The following is a 17,369-nucleotide window of genomic DNA, read 5'->3' as shown; positions in this document are numbered from 1 at the left end:
AAGAAATGCTTGAAAATAAGAAAATTCAAAAGTTTGCAAAATGTATGATTTTACATTCTCGTTTTGCCACCTTTTGAACAGCTAAATAATAAGAGAAATCTTTTGTCTCTTTTGCGGTTAAAAACAAAATAAATTTAAAAATGAAAAAAATTGCAATATATCTAAGCCTTTTCTGCATCGGGTTTTCATCCTTGAATGCCCAGAAAATCGACCGAAAGAAGGTCGTTAAGAGACATAATATCGTCAATGTAAAAGCAGATACTTTATCAACCTTAACGGTTGGAAACGGTAAATTTGCGTACACCGTTGACATCACCGGAATGCAGTCATTCCCTGAATATTATAAAAACGGAGTTTCTTTGGGAACGCAGTCGGAATGGGGCTGGAACAGTTTTCCAAATACCGAAAATTTCAAATTCGAGGAGACTTTAAAACCTTACGACTTCAATAATGACGGTCGAAAAGCCTTGTACAGTGTTCAAATCAAGGAACCGGAACGTAACAAAAAAGCAGTCGAATATTTCAGAGTCAACCAACATCGTCTGCAACTCGGAAATGTCGGTCTTGAATTGATTAAAAAGAACGGACAAAAAGCACAAGTTTCAGATTTGCAAAACATCAACCAAAAAATTGATTTATGGACAGGAATTATCACCAGCGAGTTTTCATTAGAAGGAACTCCTGTGAAAGTATGGACGGCTTCTTTTCAAAATTCAGATAAAATCGGGGTTAAAATTGAGTCTGATTTAATTTCTCAAAAAAGATTGAAGGTTTTCGCAAAATACCCTTATCCAAGCGGACAGTTTTTGGATGAAGCGGCTTTTTATGGTAATGCAGATAGGCACTTCACAAAAATTATTTCGTCCAACTCAACTCAGGGATTGATTGAACATAAATTACAGACTGCAGATTATTTTACGCAACTGTATTTCACTGATGGAAAATTGAGCGAGGCTGGAAAACATTATTTTGTTTGCGAGCCTTCTTCAAAAAGTAGAAATTTAGAATTGACGGTTGAATTTTCAGAGAAAAAACAGAAAACTTCAAAAAGTTTATTTGCTGATGCTGAAAAAGAAAGCATTTCTGGTTGGAAAAATTTCTGGGAAAGCGGTGCTGCCGTAGATTTTGAAGGAAGTACCGATAAAAGAGCCAATGAATTGGAGCGTAGAATTGTTTTGTCTGAATATTTAACAAAAGTTCAGTGTGGAGGGAGCAATCCGCCGCAGGAAACTGGTTTGACATTCAACAGCTGGTACGGAAAACCGCACACGGAAATGCATTGGTGGCACGGCGTTCATTATGCTTTGTGGGGAAGACCGGAAATTTTGGAAAAACAATTGGATTATTATTTCAGGTCGTTTGAAAAAGCTAAAAAATTAGCGGAAAGACAAGGTTACAAAGGCGTTCGATGGATTAAAATGTCGGATAACGAAGGAAACGAAAGTCCGTCTTCTGTAGCAGCGTTTTTGATTTGGGAGCAACCTCATTTAATTTATATGACCGAACTTTTATACCGTCACAACAAAAACAAAAAAGTTTTAGAAAAATATAAAAACTTGGTGTATGCAACGGCAGAATTTATGGCTGATTTTGCAACATATGACAAAGAGAAAAACCGTTACAATCTAGGAAAAGGTGTCATTCCTGCGCAGGAAGTTTTCCCTGCAAAAGATACTTTTAACCCGACTTATGAAGTGGCGTATTGGGATTGGGCTTTGAAAGTGGCGCAACTTTGGAAAGAAAGATTAGGCGAACCGAGAGATAAAAAATGGGACGATATGATTAATAAATTGGCTCCGCTTCCGGTTCATGATGGTGTTTATTTATCGACGGAATCGGCAAAAGATTCTTTCACATTTCCAAAATGGATGACAGACCATCCTTCTGTTTTAGGAGCTTTGGGAATGGTTCCAGAATCACCGAAACTGGATAAAAAAATCATGAAAAATACATTGGATATCGTTTGGGAAAGATGGAATTGGGAACATACATGGGGTTGGGATTTTCCGATGACAGCGATGACAGCAGCAAGATTAGGTCTTCCAAACAAGGCTTTGGATGCACTTTTCATGAATATTCAAACCAATACCTATTTGAAAAATGGACATAATTTTCAGGATGGAAGATTGAGAATTTATCTTCCCGGAAATGGAGGAACTTTAACAGCCGTTGCGATGATGCTCGAAGGTTGGGACAGTTCAACGGGAGAATTTCCCGGTTTTCCGAAAGACGGAACATGGAAAATAAAAGCAGAAGGATTTAAAAAGATGCCTTAAAAAGTTTCACATTCATATAGTTAAGTCTGTCCCAATAAGGGGCAGGCTTTTTTGATTTAAAGCTTTTAAAAATTATAATAAAATAGAACGATATTGATTTTACGTTACGAAATTGGTAATTTGAAAAGTTTAAACTTACAAAAACAAATAAACACAATAATTTAAAAATCAATTAATTATAATAATAAATTTTATTAAACATGGCAATTATCAGTTATTGTAAATTTTTGTAACTTGTCTTCTGTCGCAAATCAATTTTCTAAAATTGATTTTTGTTAAACTAAAATAATTTCTCTTAGGAAAAATCATGGCAGAAACTTTTGAAATACACATCAACGAAAACTCCAGAGTTCCCAAATACAAACAAATCGTCGATTCTATTCTTGATGGAATTGACGGCGGAGAAATAAAAATCGGTGAAAAAATTCCATCTATTAACGAGTTAAGCGAATCGTGCTTTCTTTCCCGGGATACGGTAGAAAAAGCCTACAAAGAACTTAGAAAAAGGCAGATTATTGAGTCTGTAAAGGGGAAAGGATATTATATTTCCCGCATCAATAAGAATGATACCATTAATATCTTTTTTCTGATTAACAAACCCAGCACTTACAAAATGATGATTTATAATTATTTTGTGAATGCAATCGGTACCAAAGGCAATGTAGAAATGTATATTTATCATTGTGACGAGACACTTTTTATCAATGCACTGGAAAAAAATATGGGCGGTTTCGACTATTATGTAATCATGCCTCATTTCCGAGACGAGCAATCAAAGCATACAAGCTCTACGAAAAAAGTAATTGATATTATTGAAAAAATCCCGAAGAATAAATTGTTAATGCTCGATAACACAAAACCGAATATTTCAGGAGAATACGGCTCTATTTTTCAGGATTTTGAACACGATATTTACAATGCTTTAAAGGAAGGATTGGATAAAATCAAGAACTATGAAAAAATAATTCTCGTTTATCCTGTTAAAGACATTCACCCCTATCCTTTCCGTATTGCCCGTGGTTTCGAGAAATTTTGTAAAGATTTTAAGCTTGATTATGAAATTCTTGACGAAATTTACCCCGACATGGAACTGCAGGACAAAGATATTTTTATCACCATCCGTGAACGTGACCTGGTGAATCTGGTAAAACAGATCAGACACAATAATCTTGAACTGGGAAAAGACATTGGAATAATCTCCTACAATGAAACTCCGCTGAAAGAACTGCTTGGAATTACCGTTATCACAACAGATTTTAAAGCGATGGGAGAATCTGCAGCGTATATGATTTTAAAAAATAAGAAAGAATCGGTGAATAATGTTTTTAAATTTATTCAGAGGGATTCTCTTTAATATTTAAATAAGATTTCAAACAAAAGCGCAATCGATTGCGCAATTATTTAACTTAACAATTAAATTAAACATCCTATTTTATCATGATTAAAAAAATAATTTTTACACTGAGCTTTCTGATGATTATTTTCGTTTCAGCACAGAAAAAAAATGATACAGAAGCAGTTACTGAAGCTGCTGAAAAACTTAGGCTTGCCATGATAAGCGGTGAAAAACCCGCACTGGAATCCTTGATTTTACCGGAACTTACGTACGGGCATTCGGGAGGACATATTGATGATGCAAAAGAATTTGTAGAAAAATTAGTCAGCAAAAAATCAGATTTTGTGACCATTGAAATTACCAATCAAAATGTTCAGATTGTTGGAAATACAGCAATTGTCCGCCATCATTTTTATGCAACGACAGCCGATGCCGGAAAAGCTCCGGGAGATGTGACACTGGATATTTTACTGGTTTGGGCTAAAGTGAAAAACAGCTGGAAATTACTGGCAAGACAGGCCGTGAAATCTGAGAAGAAAAAGTAAATTATTCAGCTTAAATTAATAGAAGTTCTCAGAGTAAATTTTCTAATTTTATTGATTGGATTATGTAAAATTAATTATTAGCTTTAACATCCACGTAATAAATATATTAAATGAGCAATATTTTTGACTTTCTAAAATTGATAAATGGATTATCTGAAAAAACAAAATCATTAAGTGTATTATCTTCGCCATTACAAATTCAAATGAATGAGTTAGCGAAAAGTTCAAATATAAATATTCAACCTGATGCTTTATCTGCTTTAATGCCAATATCAAAATTACTTGCCAATAGTAGTTTTCAAAATAGTTTAATTAGTGCAAATAAAATTAATGAAAGTTTAAATGCATCAATGATGACTTTTTCAAAAGCACTTCAAAACCATGATTTTCAAAAAATTAGCCAATCAATAAAAATACCAGATTCTACATTAAGTGCTATTTCAAACTTAGTGAAACAACAAGAATATCTTAATGGAAATCTATTCAAATCATTAGGAGTTATCAATTCTACTTCTATTGCCAAGACCGAGTTAAGTAAAATTAAAAACCTCAATACAGCATTTAGTAGTCTTTCAAGTGAAATAGCAAAAATAGCCTCATTAAACCATGACTGGAATATTATTGAAAATTTTGAGGATTTAACAAACGAAGCAATAATTCTATCTGATCAATTAACAACTGACTCAACTAGTTTAAGTCCTGAAAATTTTTCCATTGAATTTAAATCCTTTCTTAAATTAGTTGAAGAATTTTACCTAAAATATAAAGATGCTGGGGTTCTCGTGTTATTTATTATTGATGTTATTCTGAGATTTGCAAGCTTACATCAATATTATGATTTTATTAAAGATAAACCTGAGCCTGCTACAAAATTAGAAGTCATAGAACTTCAAAAGGCAAATACAACAATTTTAAAAAGTATTGAAGAGGTAAAAGGTGAAATTAGTAAAAATGATAAAATATCATTTACAAGCAAAAAATGTAAAATAAAATTAAAACCTAACATAAAATCACTTGTCATTAATGAATTACCTAAAGATTTTGAAATTATTATAGTTAAAAAACAACCAAACTGGACATTAATTAATTTTTCAGATCCAAAGGATGGTTTACCTCAAACAGGCTGGATAAACATAGAAGATATCAAATAATATCAGCAGTTTGATATGCTTTGAATTTTATTATAAATATGAATTTATTCTAAAAAGAATTAATTAAAATTTAAATAGCTTTCAATGCAATTATATTACAAAATTACTACTTCACTCTAAAGTTCTGCAAATCCTCCGGTTTTTCACAACAAAGCTGTTCCATTACCTGCCTGAACTGCATCTTAAGCATTTCGATAATATGATTGCCGCCTTTGTCACCTAAAGCTCCTACGGCATACATAAAAGTTCTTCCCATAAAGGTAAATTCGGCCCCGCAGCTCAACGCACGGGCAACATCCGGACCAGTTCTTACGCCGCTGTCCATCATGATTTTGATCTGACCTTTATATTTTTCGCTGATTTCTTTTACTACGGCAATCGTAGATTCTCCGGCATCCAGCTGTCTTCCGCCATGATTGGAAATAATCATTCCATCAAAACCTAACCGTACCGCTTCCTCTGCATCTTCGTCGGAAGCAACCCCTTTGATGACAAGTTTCCCTTTCCACTTATCTCGAATGGCTTTGATTCTATCTGAATTTAACCTTCCTGAAAAAGTAGAGTTCATGAACTGTCCCAATTGTTTTACGTTCATGTTTTTATCCATATATTTTTCCATCGTTTTGAAGCTTGGAACACCGTGTTTTAACATTTCCAGGCACCATTGAGGCTTTACCAAAGCTTGTGATACATTTCTGAAATTCAGTTGTGGCGGCATGGCCAGACCGTTTCTGATTTCCTTGGCTCTGTATCCGAATGTCGGAACATCTGCCAAAACTACCAATACATCATATCCGGAAGCCTCGCAACGGTCAAGTATATCATCGCGCAACCATTCTTCTCTCGGATGATACAGCTGGTACCAGGCTTTTCCTTCCGTTAATTCAGCAATTCTTTCAATACTGCTTGTGGTAACGGTACTTAAAATAAAAGGAATATTATGTTTAAAAGCTGCTTTTGCCAGAATTTCCGGAGCGTTCGGCCACATTAGACCTTGTAAACCTACCGGAGAAATCCCGAAAGGCGCAGAATATTTTACCCCGAATAATTCGGTTTCCATATTAGCTTCCGCAAAATTGTTATTAAGATAACGCGGACGCAGAAGCACTTCTCTTAATTCGTCTGTATTTCTATCGCGGTTTATATTTTCATTGCAGCCACCGTCCAGATATTCAAAAGCAAAACGGGGCATTCTTTTTTTAGCTCTTTCGATGAGTAACTCTAGAGATGCATAACGGGTATCAAATGGAAATGCCATAATATGTTATTGGTTGACGGTTAATGGTTGATAGTTGCTATTAATAAAATACTTTATAAATTAAAAAGTAACGGTTGAAGTACTTTCATCTGATAATGCTGCTGTAAAAAAGTTTCGTCTATTTTCTTGTTTGAAATCACCATGGAAGCACCCAACGCAGAACCTAACGGAGAATGAGTAGACATCACATTGTAATGCTGAAAATGGTGCGACATCAGTTTCATAAACACATCATTGTCGGTAAATCCGCCATCAATATAAATATTTTTAATTTCTGAATTTCCGATAGCATTTGTTATGGTGTGAATCTGCAAATCCATCAGTTCAATCATCAGCTGATGATAGGCTTCTTCAAAAGTAGCAAAAGAATTTAAATCTGTTGCGCTGATTATTTTTCTTTTTAAAATAATTCCTTCAAAACGAAAATAAACCGCTTTGTGTTTCATGAGACGCAGGTACAAATCCTGGTCGAATTCAACTTCTCTATGGAAACCATATTCTTTTCCATAATGTGCGCACAATTTTTCAACCTGAATTTTATATTCATTTCCCATGAAAAAACGGGATGCTTTTACACGTTTCCCATCAATTCTCATATAATTCAGGCAATTGTTTTCGATGTCTTCGTCGGTTAAACTTTCATCATTAAAAGGATTAAGGGAAATACTCCAGGTTCCTGTGGAAAGCAGTAAAAAGGGTTCTTTTTTACTTAAAATATACGGTAAAAGCGCTGAAGAACTGTCATGAATTCCGACCCCAATTTTAATTTTTTTATTTCTATAGGAAGTGTTGATGCTTGCTGAAGTTGGTACAATCGGTGGCAGCAGAGCGTCAATTTCTTCTTCGTACACCCAGTCGTGATAATCTGCTTTGTCATAGTCCCATAAATTGGTGTGGCATCCAATAGAAGTAAATTCAGACACACAAATTCCGGTAAACAGATATGATAAATACTGAGGTAAATGAAGGCTGTAGCGAATTTTTTTGAAAACTTCGGGATGCTTATACTTCAACCAGAATAGCTGCAATCCGGAATTGAGCATTCCTGTTTGTGGAGAAGCAGTTTCTCGGGCTATTTTAAGCCTGCTTCCGTGTTTTTTATAGAATAAGTCCAATATTTCCTCGTCCATCGGTTTGGTGTAATTGTACAATGGCGTGAGGACATTCCCTTTCTGATCCAGATGTACAAAACTTGCTCCGTAAGTAGAAAAATTGATGGCTTTCACGTCAAAATTTTCATTATCGAGAATGGCATTGAAGTTATCTTTAATCCAGTTTTGAAGTGCAACCAAGTCTTCCGTAGGATAACCATCTTCATCCGTCGTGAGCGGTAATTCAGTGTACTCACGAACGACTTCTTTATAGTTTTTATCAAACAGAAAGAATTTTTTATTGGTTTTTCCAATATCAAATACGATGGTTACCTTCTTTTTTTTAGACATTCTTGGGATGAATTTTTTGTCATTGCGAGGAGCGAAGCGACGAAGTAATCTTTTATTTAAACACAAATAGCGCTAATTTGCTTGTTTCTATTTTATTTTAACGCAAAGTCGCAAATATTTTCTTGACTATTGCATTTTTAAGTTCGCAAGGGTGTTTCACTCAGCAAATGATAATTATATTTTTTGAATATTCAATTTAAATTTAGTTATTTCCACACCATTAAGGAGTGTTCAGATAATAAGGTTCAAGAGAAAAAATCCACTCATTTTCTACACTGTATTACTAAACCTCGATAATCCGAACACTTTCAACCTTAATGATAAAAATATAAGGATACATATAATTAAAAACTTTCGATTGCACTTGAAAGTTCAAATTATCAGATTAAAACAGGTTTATAATCCTGTTGCTTTTACATGTAAGCCTCTTTCGGAGATTAAGTTTTCTCTTATTTTAAGCTTTCTGTAGGCTGCAATAGGATCCAGCGCCGCACCTGTCTGCGTTCTTGCAGCTTTTAATAATGGACGAACATCTGTTCTGTACGCATTTTGTAAAATTTCCTGAGCGCGAACCACATCATTATTCAGCTGAGCTTCTCTTAATGCTTTTTGATCTACTAAAAGCGCCTGTGCATAAGCTATTAAAATCGCTTCCAAAGACTGAATAAGATCTTCCAACGGATCTTTGATATTATGGCTTGCATCAATCATCCATGCCGGATAAGGATTCTGCGGATTGTTCTCCATTCCGTACACCAGTTCATTGAAAATCAAGAACAAAGCATAAGGTTTGATTGATCCAACCGTTAAATCATCATCTCCATATTTGCTGTCGTTGAAATGAAACCCTCCAAGTTTTCCTTTATACATCAACGTTGCAACGATTTGTTCGATGTTTGTATTGGGCAAATGATGACCCAAATCAACCAAGGTATAAGCTCTTTCTCCACAGGCATTAGCCAGCATGAAAGAAGTACCCCAATCCTGAATCGTTGTTGAATAGAAATTCGGTTCGTAAGGTTTATATTCGATAAATAATTTCCAGTCTTCGGGCATTCCTGTGTAGATTTCCTTTAAACTTTGCTCCGTTTTAGACAAAGCTGTCTGGAAATTCAGCTGTCCGGGGAAACTCGCTCCGTCAGCTAACCAAACGGTTAAGCTTTTTGAATCTAATTCTTTTCCAATTCTGATAACTTCTTTATTATGCTCAACGGCGTAAGCTCTTGCATCTTCGTTGGTCGTATTTAAAGAACCGAATTTATAAGAATGATTCGCTCCCGGTTGATCTTGAAACGTGTTTGAATTCATCGCATCAAAAACCAATCCGTGAGATGCTGCTTTTTCTTTAATAGCCGCTACATCACTTGGAATATCCCACGGAATATGCAATGAAACAGCTCCTGCGGAATGCGTGAGGGCGTGAATTAATCCAACATCATCTAATTTCTGTTCCAATGTTGCGGGTTCGCCGCCGTAAGAAAATCTCCCGAACCGGGTTCCTCCGGCACCTAAAGCCCAACTCGGAATGGCTACCTGAAAATCAGCGATTTTGTTGACAATTTCAGCAACGTTTGTCCCTGATTTTGTGAGTTTATCTGATAAATATGCGAAATCCGAATTAAAACTTTCGATTTCACTTTTATTGTTTTGTTCAATAATATCTTTTCCTATAATCATGATTTATTTTTTTACCTCAAAAAGTCACAAAAGTTTTTGGTTCAATTAAAGCTAAATTACTGAAAACATAAGTTCAAAAATCTAAATTCTATATCTAAACTTTTTTGCCTTTTGACTTCGTCGAATCTTCGATTTGTGGTTAAATTTAAATTATCTCGGGAATGCATTAGCCATTCCTCCGTCTACATTGATGATATTTCCTGTACTTTTATTCAAAATTGCAACACAGGCAAAAACGCCGTTGGCAATGTCTTCAGGAAGGATAATTTCGTTTAAAAGATTCCTTTTTGCATAAAAAGCCGGTAATTCTTCAACGGTAATTCCGTTTGCTTTTGCACGGCCTTCTGCCCAGGAACCTTCCCAGATTTTACTCCCCACGATCACTCCGTCCGGATTCACCACATTTACTCTGATTTTATCAGCTGCCAGTTCGGCTGCCAATAATCTTGTCATATGCTGCTGAGCAGCTTTTGCTGTTCCGTATGCGACATTGTTTGGCCCTGCAACCAATCCGTTTTTACTTGCAATGTTGACGATATCTCCGCCCAGATTCTGTTTTTTCATAATCTCAACGCCAGTTTTTGACATTAAAAACTGACCTTTTACCAATACATTTTCCAGCAAATCCCAATCTTCTGAAGTGGTATCTTCTAATGATTTAGAAATCGCCAAACCAGCAGAATGAACGATAATGTCTACACCTCCAAATGCTAAAACTGTTTGTTTAAAAGCATTCACAATTTCTTCTCCCTTGGTTACATCACACGCAACAGCAACCGCCTGATCTTTACTGTATTTTGATGTTGCAGTTTCTACGGCTTCTTTATTCAAATCTGTATAGACTACAACTGCTCCTTCAGCTATCATTTTGTCTGCAATGGCTTGCCCTATTCCGCCTCCGGCTCCGGTAACGATGGCAATTTTTCTTGATAACGGTTTTTCTTTCGGCATTCTCTGAAGCTTGGCTTCTTCCAATAGCCAGTATTCTATGTCGAAAGCTTCCTGTCTTGGCAATGATGTGTATTCTGAAATAGCTTCTGCACCACGCATCACGTTGATGGCATTAATATAAAATTCGCTTGCAACACGCGTTGTCTGCTTATCTTTTGAGAAACTGAACATTCCTACTCCCGGATAAATAATGATGACCGGATTTGGGTCACGCATTGCCGGACTGTTAGCATGTTTACAGGTTTCATAATAGTCTCTGTATTCCTGTCTGTATTGCTCAAAAAGTGGAGTTAATTTTTCAAAAACAGCTTTAGAATCGGTGAGATCTTCATTTTTATCTAAAGTAAGAACTAAGGGCTGAATTTTCGTTCTGAGGAAGTGATCGGGACAGGAAGTTCCCAGCGGAGCCAATCTTTCCAGATCATTACTGTTGATAAATTCCATGACGACTTCGCTGTCTGTAAAGTGACCTACCATTCTGTTTTCCGAAGAGGCTAAACCTCTTAACAAAGGCATCAATTGAGCTGCTTTATTTTTTCTTTCTTCGGCGGGAAGAGATTCTACTTTTTGTCCGCCAAAAACCTGACCTTTTTCTTCAATTTTTTTAGCGATATATTCGGAAGCCATTTCGATGACTTCCAGACTGTTGATATAGCATTCGTATGAAGTATTTCCCCAGGTAAATAATCCATGACTGCCTAAAACAATCCCTCTGATTCCCGGATTATCATTTAAACATTTTTCTAATTGTAATCCCAAATCAAAACCAGGACGCTGCCAAGGCACCCAGCCCATTGTATCGCCCCAGATTTCTTTCGTAATTTTTTCGCTGTCTTTCGCTGCTGCAACAGCAATCAGAGCATCCGGATGAAGGTGATCTATATGCTTGAATGGAAGCAAGCCATGAAGAGGTGTATCAATGGAAGGCGCTTTGCTGTCGAGATCATAAATACAATGGTCGAATAAACCTACCATTCTATCTTCATCTTCCAGACCTTCATAAACATTTTTCAGGTTACGTAATCTTTCTGTGTAAAGACCTGCAATTCCTTTTCTTGTTAACGTTCCTATATCTCCTCCTGAGCCTTTCACCCACATTACCTCAACCTCTTCATTGGTTAAAGGATCTTTTTCAATGGTTTTACAGCTTGTGTTTCCTCCTCCGTAATTGGTGATTCTGAGGTCTGCCCCCAGTATATTTGAGCGGTATAGAAACAAAGCAACCTGATCATTTCCTAAAGATGCGGCTTTATTTTCATCCCATAAATAGTTTACGTATCTGAATGTTTTTACATTTTCCATTTGTTATCTTAATATTTCTAAATTTTTACCCAAAATTAGATGGTAATATTTTTTACAGCATCCCGTACTATACTGCTAAAGGCTTAATTTAAAGATAAATTAAAACTCTATTCTCTTTAGCTTTAAATCTGCCTGTAACAATATTATTTTCAGGTAAATAAAATTAACATTTTGTGATTGGTTCTGTTTATTTCAAGTGATGGTTAATATCCCGGAAGCTGTGTAAGATTCGGATTATCCACTAAAGGATGCCCTGCCGAAGCTGCAGCAAAGGGAAGCAATTCTGTTTTGTTAGGTACAAATCCATAGAAAAGGCCATCTCCTCCACCTTCGATCCAGTTCGGATAGGTTCCTCCATTTTCTGCTGAACCTGTGGGTTTTGTATAGATAATATTTCCGATCTGCAGTGCATTAAATCCACCTGTAAACCCTACGGTTTTTCTTGCATTTCCGTTGAATGTACTTGTGTACGCCTGAAACATATTTACAGGATACCATTTGTCTCCAGCCGTTACAGTCTGACCATGTGCCATAACAATAGATGCCAATGCAGTCTGATAAGCATCATAATTCGCGGAGTTGGTAGGAACATTTAAAATCGTTGCAATTTCTGTAGGATTTGTAATTTCGATATAAGTGACCGCCAAGAACGGGTCTCCGTAGACCTGTGCATTCTGATGATATTTATACAAACGGTAAACCGGTATGTTTGCAAACTGACCTGTACGGTCTGATAAGTTTTTCATAGCTTGTTTTGTTGCTTCGATCTCACTTGCAATACGGTTCATCCTGATTAAATCTGTACGAAGATTAAACTCACCTGCAAATTCCCATTTACGTTCCTGAACAATTGCAGATTCAAAAGCCTGCTGACCTGTAGGAGCCGGTAGGTTTCCGATTCCTGCACGGTTTCTTACCTGCATAAAAGCAGCTGTTCCAGCAGCAGTAGGTCCGCCGTTTAAATAGTTCTGGGTTTCCGCATACATTAATAAAACATCAGAATATCTTAATAGCGGGATGTTCAGGTTACGTCCGTCTGCAGCTTGAGGTTCCACACACCACCCTATCCTGAATTTCCCGGGCATAATGCATGAGTAAGTAGTTCCTACATTTACCCATTTGTCGCTTGCATTCCCATTATTTAAGAAATAGATGCTGTATGATGTACAAGAAACATCTCTACGTGTATCTCCTTGATTAAATGACAAATAATAGCTGGGAAGCATAAACTGTAAAGCTTTACGCGATCCGTAAGTGCCACCGCGGGATCCAGGATGTGCATAAACTCCGAAAGCTGAATTTGTATTGGGTCCGTATTCAGCGATTTGCCAGAGGATTTCAGAATTGGTTACAGAGAATTTTCTCTGACAGAAATTATACCACAGGTATTCGAAACCGCTTTTTCCACCCTGAGCCTGAACTAAGGAATTGTTGCCTCCGTTGATAATGGAGGCACAGGCATTATCTGCAATCTGATACAATTGCTGAATTCTTGCATTATCGCTTCTGCGAGACATCATAGCTCCACTTCCTGTATTCAGATCCCAACGAAGAGAATATCCTGCTGCATAAAGAGCAATTCTTGCCAACAGTGCATTCACTCCCTGCTTTGTTAGACGCTCTGTCGTTGAATATCCACTTTGTCCGAAATTCGGAATATTACCTACGGATTCCTGAAGATCAGCGATAATACGATCATAAATTTCATCTCTGGAAGTACGTTTTGGGTATAAAGTATTCGGATCATTTTGATCCATCTCGTCTAAAGGTTTAAAAACCGAAGGAACGTCTCCGTAAACACGAATCAAATTATAATAGCAAAAAGCACGGATTGCTTTCACCTCAGCCAATAAAGCATCACGTTTTGTACTGGCTTCCATTTTACTAAGTCCACTAACGGCAATATTCGTTCTTTCTATCACGGCGTACATGGCAGAATAAATTCCTGTTACCGTATTCGGCGTATAGGCATCGTATTTATAATTGGCAATATTGTATTTGGAATTATTGGTAGAGCCGTCTTCCGAAGAATGAGTTACGGTATCTCCGGCTCCCAGCTGGTAGTACATTTCAGTAGGAACGATCCCTCTGTAGCATCCCAGAACAAACATCTCTGCCGTATCCAGATTTTTAAATACAGATTCTGTATCCAACGAATTATAAGCAGGCTGATCCAGGAAATCCTCGCTGCATGAATTCATTGCGAGAACAGCAACAACAATCGAAGGAAGAATTACTATTTTTCTTAAAAGGTTTCGAGTATTATATATATTTTTCATGATTATACATTTAAAAAGTTAGGTTAAGGCCAAGCACATAGCTTCTTGAACGAGGATATGTAGAACTGTCGTATCCGGGTGTCACTGTTACTCCGCTTGCTGCTGATACTTCAGGATCATAGCCTGAATATCCTGTAATTGTTGCCAGGTTGTTAACCGTAAAATAAATTCTGGCATTGCTAAGCATTACTTTATTTAGAAAATCTTTAGGAAAAGAATATCCTAATGTTACCTGAGAAATTCTCAGATAAGAGCCGTCTTCTACATAATAGGATGAAGGATAAGCGATATTGGTCGTATTTGTATTGCTTAAACTCCAAAGACTGGAGCTCTCATTTGGGTTTAGTTCTTTTAATCTCACTAAATTGGTTGTTGCCTGTCCTGTGTTAGGATCAATCAGATGATAATAATTGTCTCCGAATTCTGAAGGAACATTCTGGAACATCGCATATGGACTTAAACTTTGCTTGGTGGCATTGTAAATATCGTTTCCGACACTGAATTTCATAAACACAGCCAGATCAAAGCCTTTGTAGGAGAAATTATTGCTGATTCCCCCGATAAAGTCTGGCGTACCATTTCCGATTTTCTGCATTTTTCTGGTAAACTGATCTCCCGCTTCATTATCTGCGGCAAACTTCATATCTCCTGGCTTGGGCGTACCGGTTGCTGGCTTTACTACGCCGGGATTCAGGGTTAATGATCCGTCCGGATTTTGAGTAAAATCATCGGTAGTATATACTCCTTGATAAACATATCCATACATATCTCCCAATTCCTGGCCTACAGTTGCATAATAGGTTACCATTCCCGTTCTGCTGCCACCTACACTGAAAGTTTTGTTCTGCTGACCGTTTTCAAGAGAAAGAACCCGTGATTTATTGAAAGAGATATTAAGATCTGTAGTCCATCTGAAGTTTTCTGATTTCAGGTTTACTGTATTTAATGTAAATTCCATCCCTCTGTTTCTCATAGAACCGATATTCTGATACTGTCTGGAATATCCGGTAGAAACAGGAAGTACACTTTCCAAAAGCATTTTGCTTACATTATTGTTGTACCATTCGGAGGTTAATTTAATTCTGTTGTTAAAAAACGCCACATCTACCCCGACATTGGTTGTTCTCAGCTCTTCCCACTGAAGGCTGGGATTTCCCCAGTTTGTACTTGTAACATATACAGGATAACCGACCGTATTATTTATCGGATAGTCGGTAAGTAAAACATTGGTTCTCCATAAATTGTTGGATACTCCATTATTACCTGTGGCTCCATATTCAACTCTTAATTTAAAATCATTAAAGAAATTATTGATCTTGTGATCTTTCCAGAAATTTTCCTGAGAAACACGCCATGCACCGGCTACAGATGGAAAATATCCCCAACGAGAACCTTCCGCAAATTTTGAAGATCCGTCGGCACGGAATGTACCTGTAATTAAATAACGATTGTCATAATTATAATTTACCCGGGCAAAATAGGAAAGTAAACTATTGCTGGAACGGTCTGTATTTTTGTCGGCAACCGTTGCATTGGCAATATCATCCAGTCCGAAATTAGGATATGGAAATTTCGTCAGTCTCATACTGTTTCCTTCAGATTCTTCGTACCAGATTTCGTTTCCGATTAAAGCATTTACCTTATGTTTTTCTCCAAAAGTTTTATTATAGTTTAAAGTATTGGTGATCTGATAACGAAACGATTCTGCATTGGCAATACTTCCATTGATTCCTGTATTTACAGGATCTGTAAGAAACGCGCGGGAATTCTGATCTGAAAAAGATGTTGATTTTGCGTTTGTCCAGCTATATTGTCCCGCTGTTCTCCATGTGAAGTTTTTAAGAAAATCGAATTCAATACCTGCATTGGCAACGAATGTCCTTGTACGTTTGTTTGAAGTTGATGCCTGAGTTTCGATGTATGGGTTTTCGGTATCAAAGCCGGAATCCAAAGCTGAATAATCTGGGAAAGTCTGAGTATTAAACAACTGGTCTTCTGTGAATAACGTACCTCCGTTAATTGGTTGAAGAAGAATTTTTTTCATTCCGGAATAAGAGCCTCCTCCGTTCACAGAATTATTCGTAAACATTGTATTGAAATCTACTCTTATCCCTTTATACAATTCGGAATTGATGTTGGCACGTAATGAATTTCTTGTTTCGCTGTAATTTTGAAGCAAACCATCCTGTTTATTGTAATTATAACTGATGAATGCCTGCGTTTTATCGTTTCCTGTAGAAACATTCACGTTATGGTTTTGGGTTACGCCTGTTCCTCCCAACATTCTTTCCTGCCAGTCGAGACTATATGCAGATCCGTAACGGTTGGCAATTCTGCTGTATGCTCCTGTATAAAACCCAGGAGTGTCTGTTCCCAGGCTGTTATCAAATACATTACTCCACTGTGTTGTTTTTCCCTGAAGCTGAGCCAGTTCGTACTGATATTTTACAAACTGCTCTGAGTTGGAAACCATGTCCAGCTTTTTAGAAAGCATGTCAAATGACATGAAAGTATTATAATTAATGACTGTTCTTCCTTTTTTTCCGCTTTTGGTTTTAATTACAATAATCCCGTTAGAACCTCGTGCTCCGTATATTGCGATGGCAGAAGCCCCTTTTAGGACATCAATACTTTCGATATCATTGGGGTTGATTACATTCAGGGCATTATCCAGCTGAAAACCGTCTACAATATAAAGCGGATCAGAGCTTTGCGTAATGGAAGAACCTCCTCTTACCGTAACGTTTGCACCGGCACCTGGCGCTCCTCCGGCCGTCACAATATTAAGACCTGCGGCTCTTCCCTGTAATGCCTGTAAAGCATTCATTGCCGGTGTAGCTGCCAGCTCTTTTGCAGAAACTGAAGAAACAGATCCCGTTAAGTCTGATTTCTTAACTTTACCATAGCCGATAACGACTACTTCCTCAATATCTTTAGTCTTGTCTTTCACAGTGTCATTTACTGTCTTTTGACCGAACATAAAGCCGGATGCAAGCAAAAACAGCGGTGCAATAAGTGGCTTAAAATTCTTCTGTTTGATTTTAATAGACATATATTAATTTTTACATCACCAAAATACATCCTTAGAAATATACAGGCATCCTGCAATATCCTGTATCAAAATAATCATTATTTAAGTTAAATAAATATCA

Annotated in this window: 10 protein-coding genes; 4 read left to right on the top strand and 6 right to left on the bottom strand. The window is 36.9% G+C overall.

Features of this window, described 5'->3' with window-relative positions:
• The first annotated feature begins 140 nt into the window (after positions 1–140).
• The 4 genes from BLR30_RS09115 to BLR30_RS09100 all read left to right on the top strand — a co-directional run bounded on the left by BLR30_RS09115 (position 141) and on the right by BLR30_RS09100 (position 5,308).
• Complete coding sequence (locus BLR30_RS09115) at positions 141–2,276, top strand: hypothetical protein (RefSeq protein ID WP_089857396.1); 2,136 nt, start codon at positions 141–143, stop codon at positions 2,274–2,276.
• A 307-nt stretch (positions 2,277–2,583) separates the two neighbouring features.
• Positions 2,584–3,630 (top strand): GntR family transcriptional regulator, encoded by a 1,047-nt coding sequence (locus tag BLR30_RS09110; protein ID WP_089857394.1) that lies wholly within the window; start codon positions 2,584–2,586, stop codon positions 3,628–3,630.
• An 83-nt stretch (positions 3,631–3,713) separates the two neighbouring features.
• Positions 3,714–4,157, top strand: a complete 444-nt coding sequence (locus BLR30_RS09105) for a nuclear transport factor 2 family protein (protein WP_089857392.1) — start codon at positions 3,714–3,716, stop codon at positions 4,155–4,157.
• Positions 4,158–4,267: 110 nt separating this feature from the next.
• A complete protein-coding gene (locus tag BLR30_RS09100) occupies positions 4,268–5,308 on the top strand; it encodes a hypothetical protein (RefSeq protein ID WP_089857390.1) in 1,041 nt (346 codons plus the stop codon).
• A gap of 106 nt (positions 5,309–5,414) precedes the next feature.
• Here the strand turns inward: BLR30_RS09100 and BLR30_RS09095 are convergent, their stop codons facing one another.
• The 6 genes from BLR30_RS09095 to BLR30_RS09070 all read right to left on the bottom strand — a co-directional run bounded on the left by BLR30_RS09095 (position 5,415) and on the right by BLR30_RS09070 (position 17,269).
• Positions 5,415–6,566, bottom strand: coding sequence for an alpha-hydroxy acid oxidase (locus tag BLR30_RS09095; RefSeq protein WP_089857388.1), 1,152 nt, complete (start codon positions 6,564–6,566; stop codon positions 5,415–5,417).
• Positions 6,567–6,619: 53 nt separating this feature from the next.
• Positions 6,620–8,008 (bottom strand): FGGY-family carbohydrate kinase, encoded by a 1,389-nt coding sequence (locus tag BLR30_RS09090; protein WP_089857386.1) that lies wholly within the window; start codon positions 8,006–8,008, stop codon positions 6,620–6,622.
• 396 nt (positions 8,009–8,404) lie between these two features.
• A complete protein-coding gene (locus BLR30_RS09085) occupies positions 8,405–9,685 on the bottom strand; it encodes a sugar isomerase (RefSeq protein ID WP_089857384.1) in 1,281 nt (426 codons plus the stop codon).
• A 150-nt stretch (positions 9,686–9,835) separates the two neighbouring features.
• Complete coding sequence (locus tag BLR30_RS09080; protein ID WP_089857382.1) at positions 9,836–11,938, bottom strand: bifunctional aldolase/short-chain dehydrogenase; 2,103 nt, start codon at positions 11,936–11,938, stop codon at positions 9,836–9,838.
• 203 nt (positions 11,939–12,141) lie between these two features.
• On the bottom strand, positions 12,142–14,217 hold the full coding sequence (locus BLR30_RS09075) for a RagB/SusD family nutrient uptake outer membrane protein (RefSeq protein WP_175443633.1): 2,076 nt from the start codon (positions 14,215–14,217) through the stop codon (positions 12,142–12,144).
• Between the two features lie 10 nt (positions 14,218–14,227).
• A complete protein-coding gene (locus BLR30_RS09070) occupies positions 14,228–17,269 on the bottom strand; it encodes a SusC/RagA family TonB-linked outer membrane protein (RefSeq protein WP_089857376.1) in 3,042 nt (1,013 codons plus the stop codon).
• Positions 17,270–17,369: the final 100 nt, after the last annotated feature.

It is taken from the genome of Chryseobacterium taeanense (genome assembly GCF_900099685.1).
GTDB classification, from domain to species: domain Bacteria; phylum Bacteroidota; class Bacteroidia; order Flavobacteriales; family Weeksellaceae; genus Chryseobacterium; species Chryseobacterium taeanense.
The sequence above is the reverse complement of the archived record's forward strand: the minus strand, read 5'-3'. Positions and strand labels throughout refer to the sequence as shown.

Bases quoted from the DNA above. Each gene is read 5' to 3' on its own strand.
- BLR30_RS09115 (WP_089857396.1), top strand. From the start codon at position 141: ATGAAAAAAATTGCAATATATCTAAGCCTTTTCTGCATCGGGTTTTCA.
- BLR30_RS09090 (WP_089857386.1), bottom strand. From the start codon at position 8,008: ATGTCTAAAAAAAAGAAGGTAACCATCGTATTTGATATTGGAAAAACC.
- BLR30_RS09100 (WP_089857390.1), top strand. From the start codon at position 4,268: ATGAGCAATATTTTTGACTTTCTAAAATTGATAAATGGATTATCTGAA.
- BLR30_RS09105 (WP_089857392.1), top strand. From the start codon at position 3,714: ATGATTAAAAAAATAATTTTTACACTGAGCTTTCTGATGATTATTTTC.
- BLR30_RS09095 (WP_089857388.1), bottom strand. From the start codon at position 6,566: ATGGCATTTCCATTTGATACCCGTTATGCATCTCTAGAGTTACTCATC.
- BLR30_RS09110 (WP_089857394.1), top strand. From the start codon at position 2,584: ATGGCAGAAACTTTTGAAATACACATCAACGAAAACTCCAGAGTTCCC.
- BLR30_RS09080 (WP_089857382.1), bottom strand. From the start codon at position 11,938: ATGGAAAATGTAAAAACATTCAGATACGTAAACTATTTATGGGATGAA.
- BLR30_RS09070 (WP_089857376.1), bottom strand. From the start codon at position 17,269: ATGTCTATTAAAATCAAACAGAAGAATTTTAAGCCACTTATTGCACCG.
- BLR30_RS09075 (WP_175443633.1), bottom strand. From the start codon at position 14,217: ATGAAAAATATATATAATACTCGAAACCTTTTAAGAAAAATAGTAATT.
- BLR30_RS09085 (WP_089857384.1), bottom strand. From the start codon at position 9,685: ATGATTATAGGAAAAGATATTATTGAACAAAACAATAAAAGTGAAATC.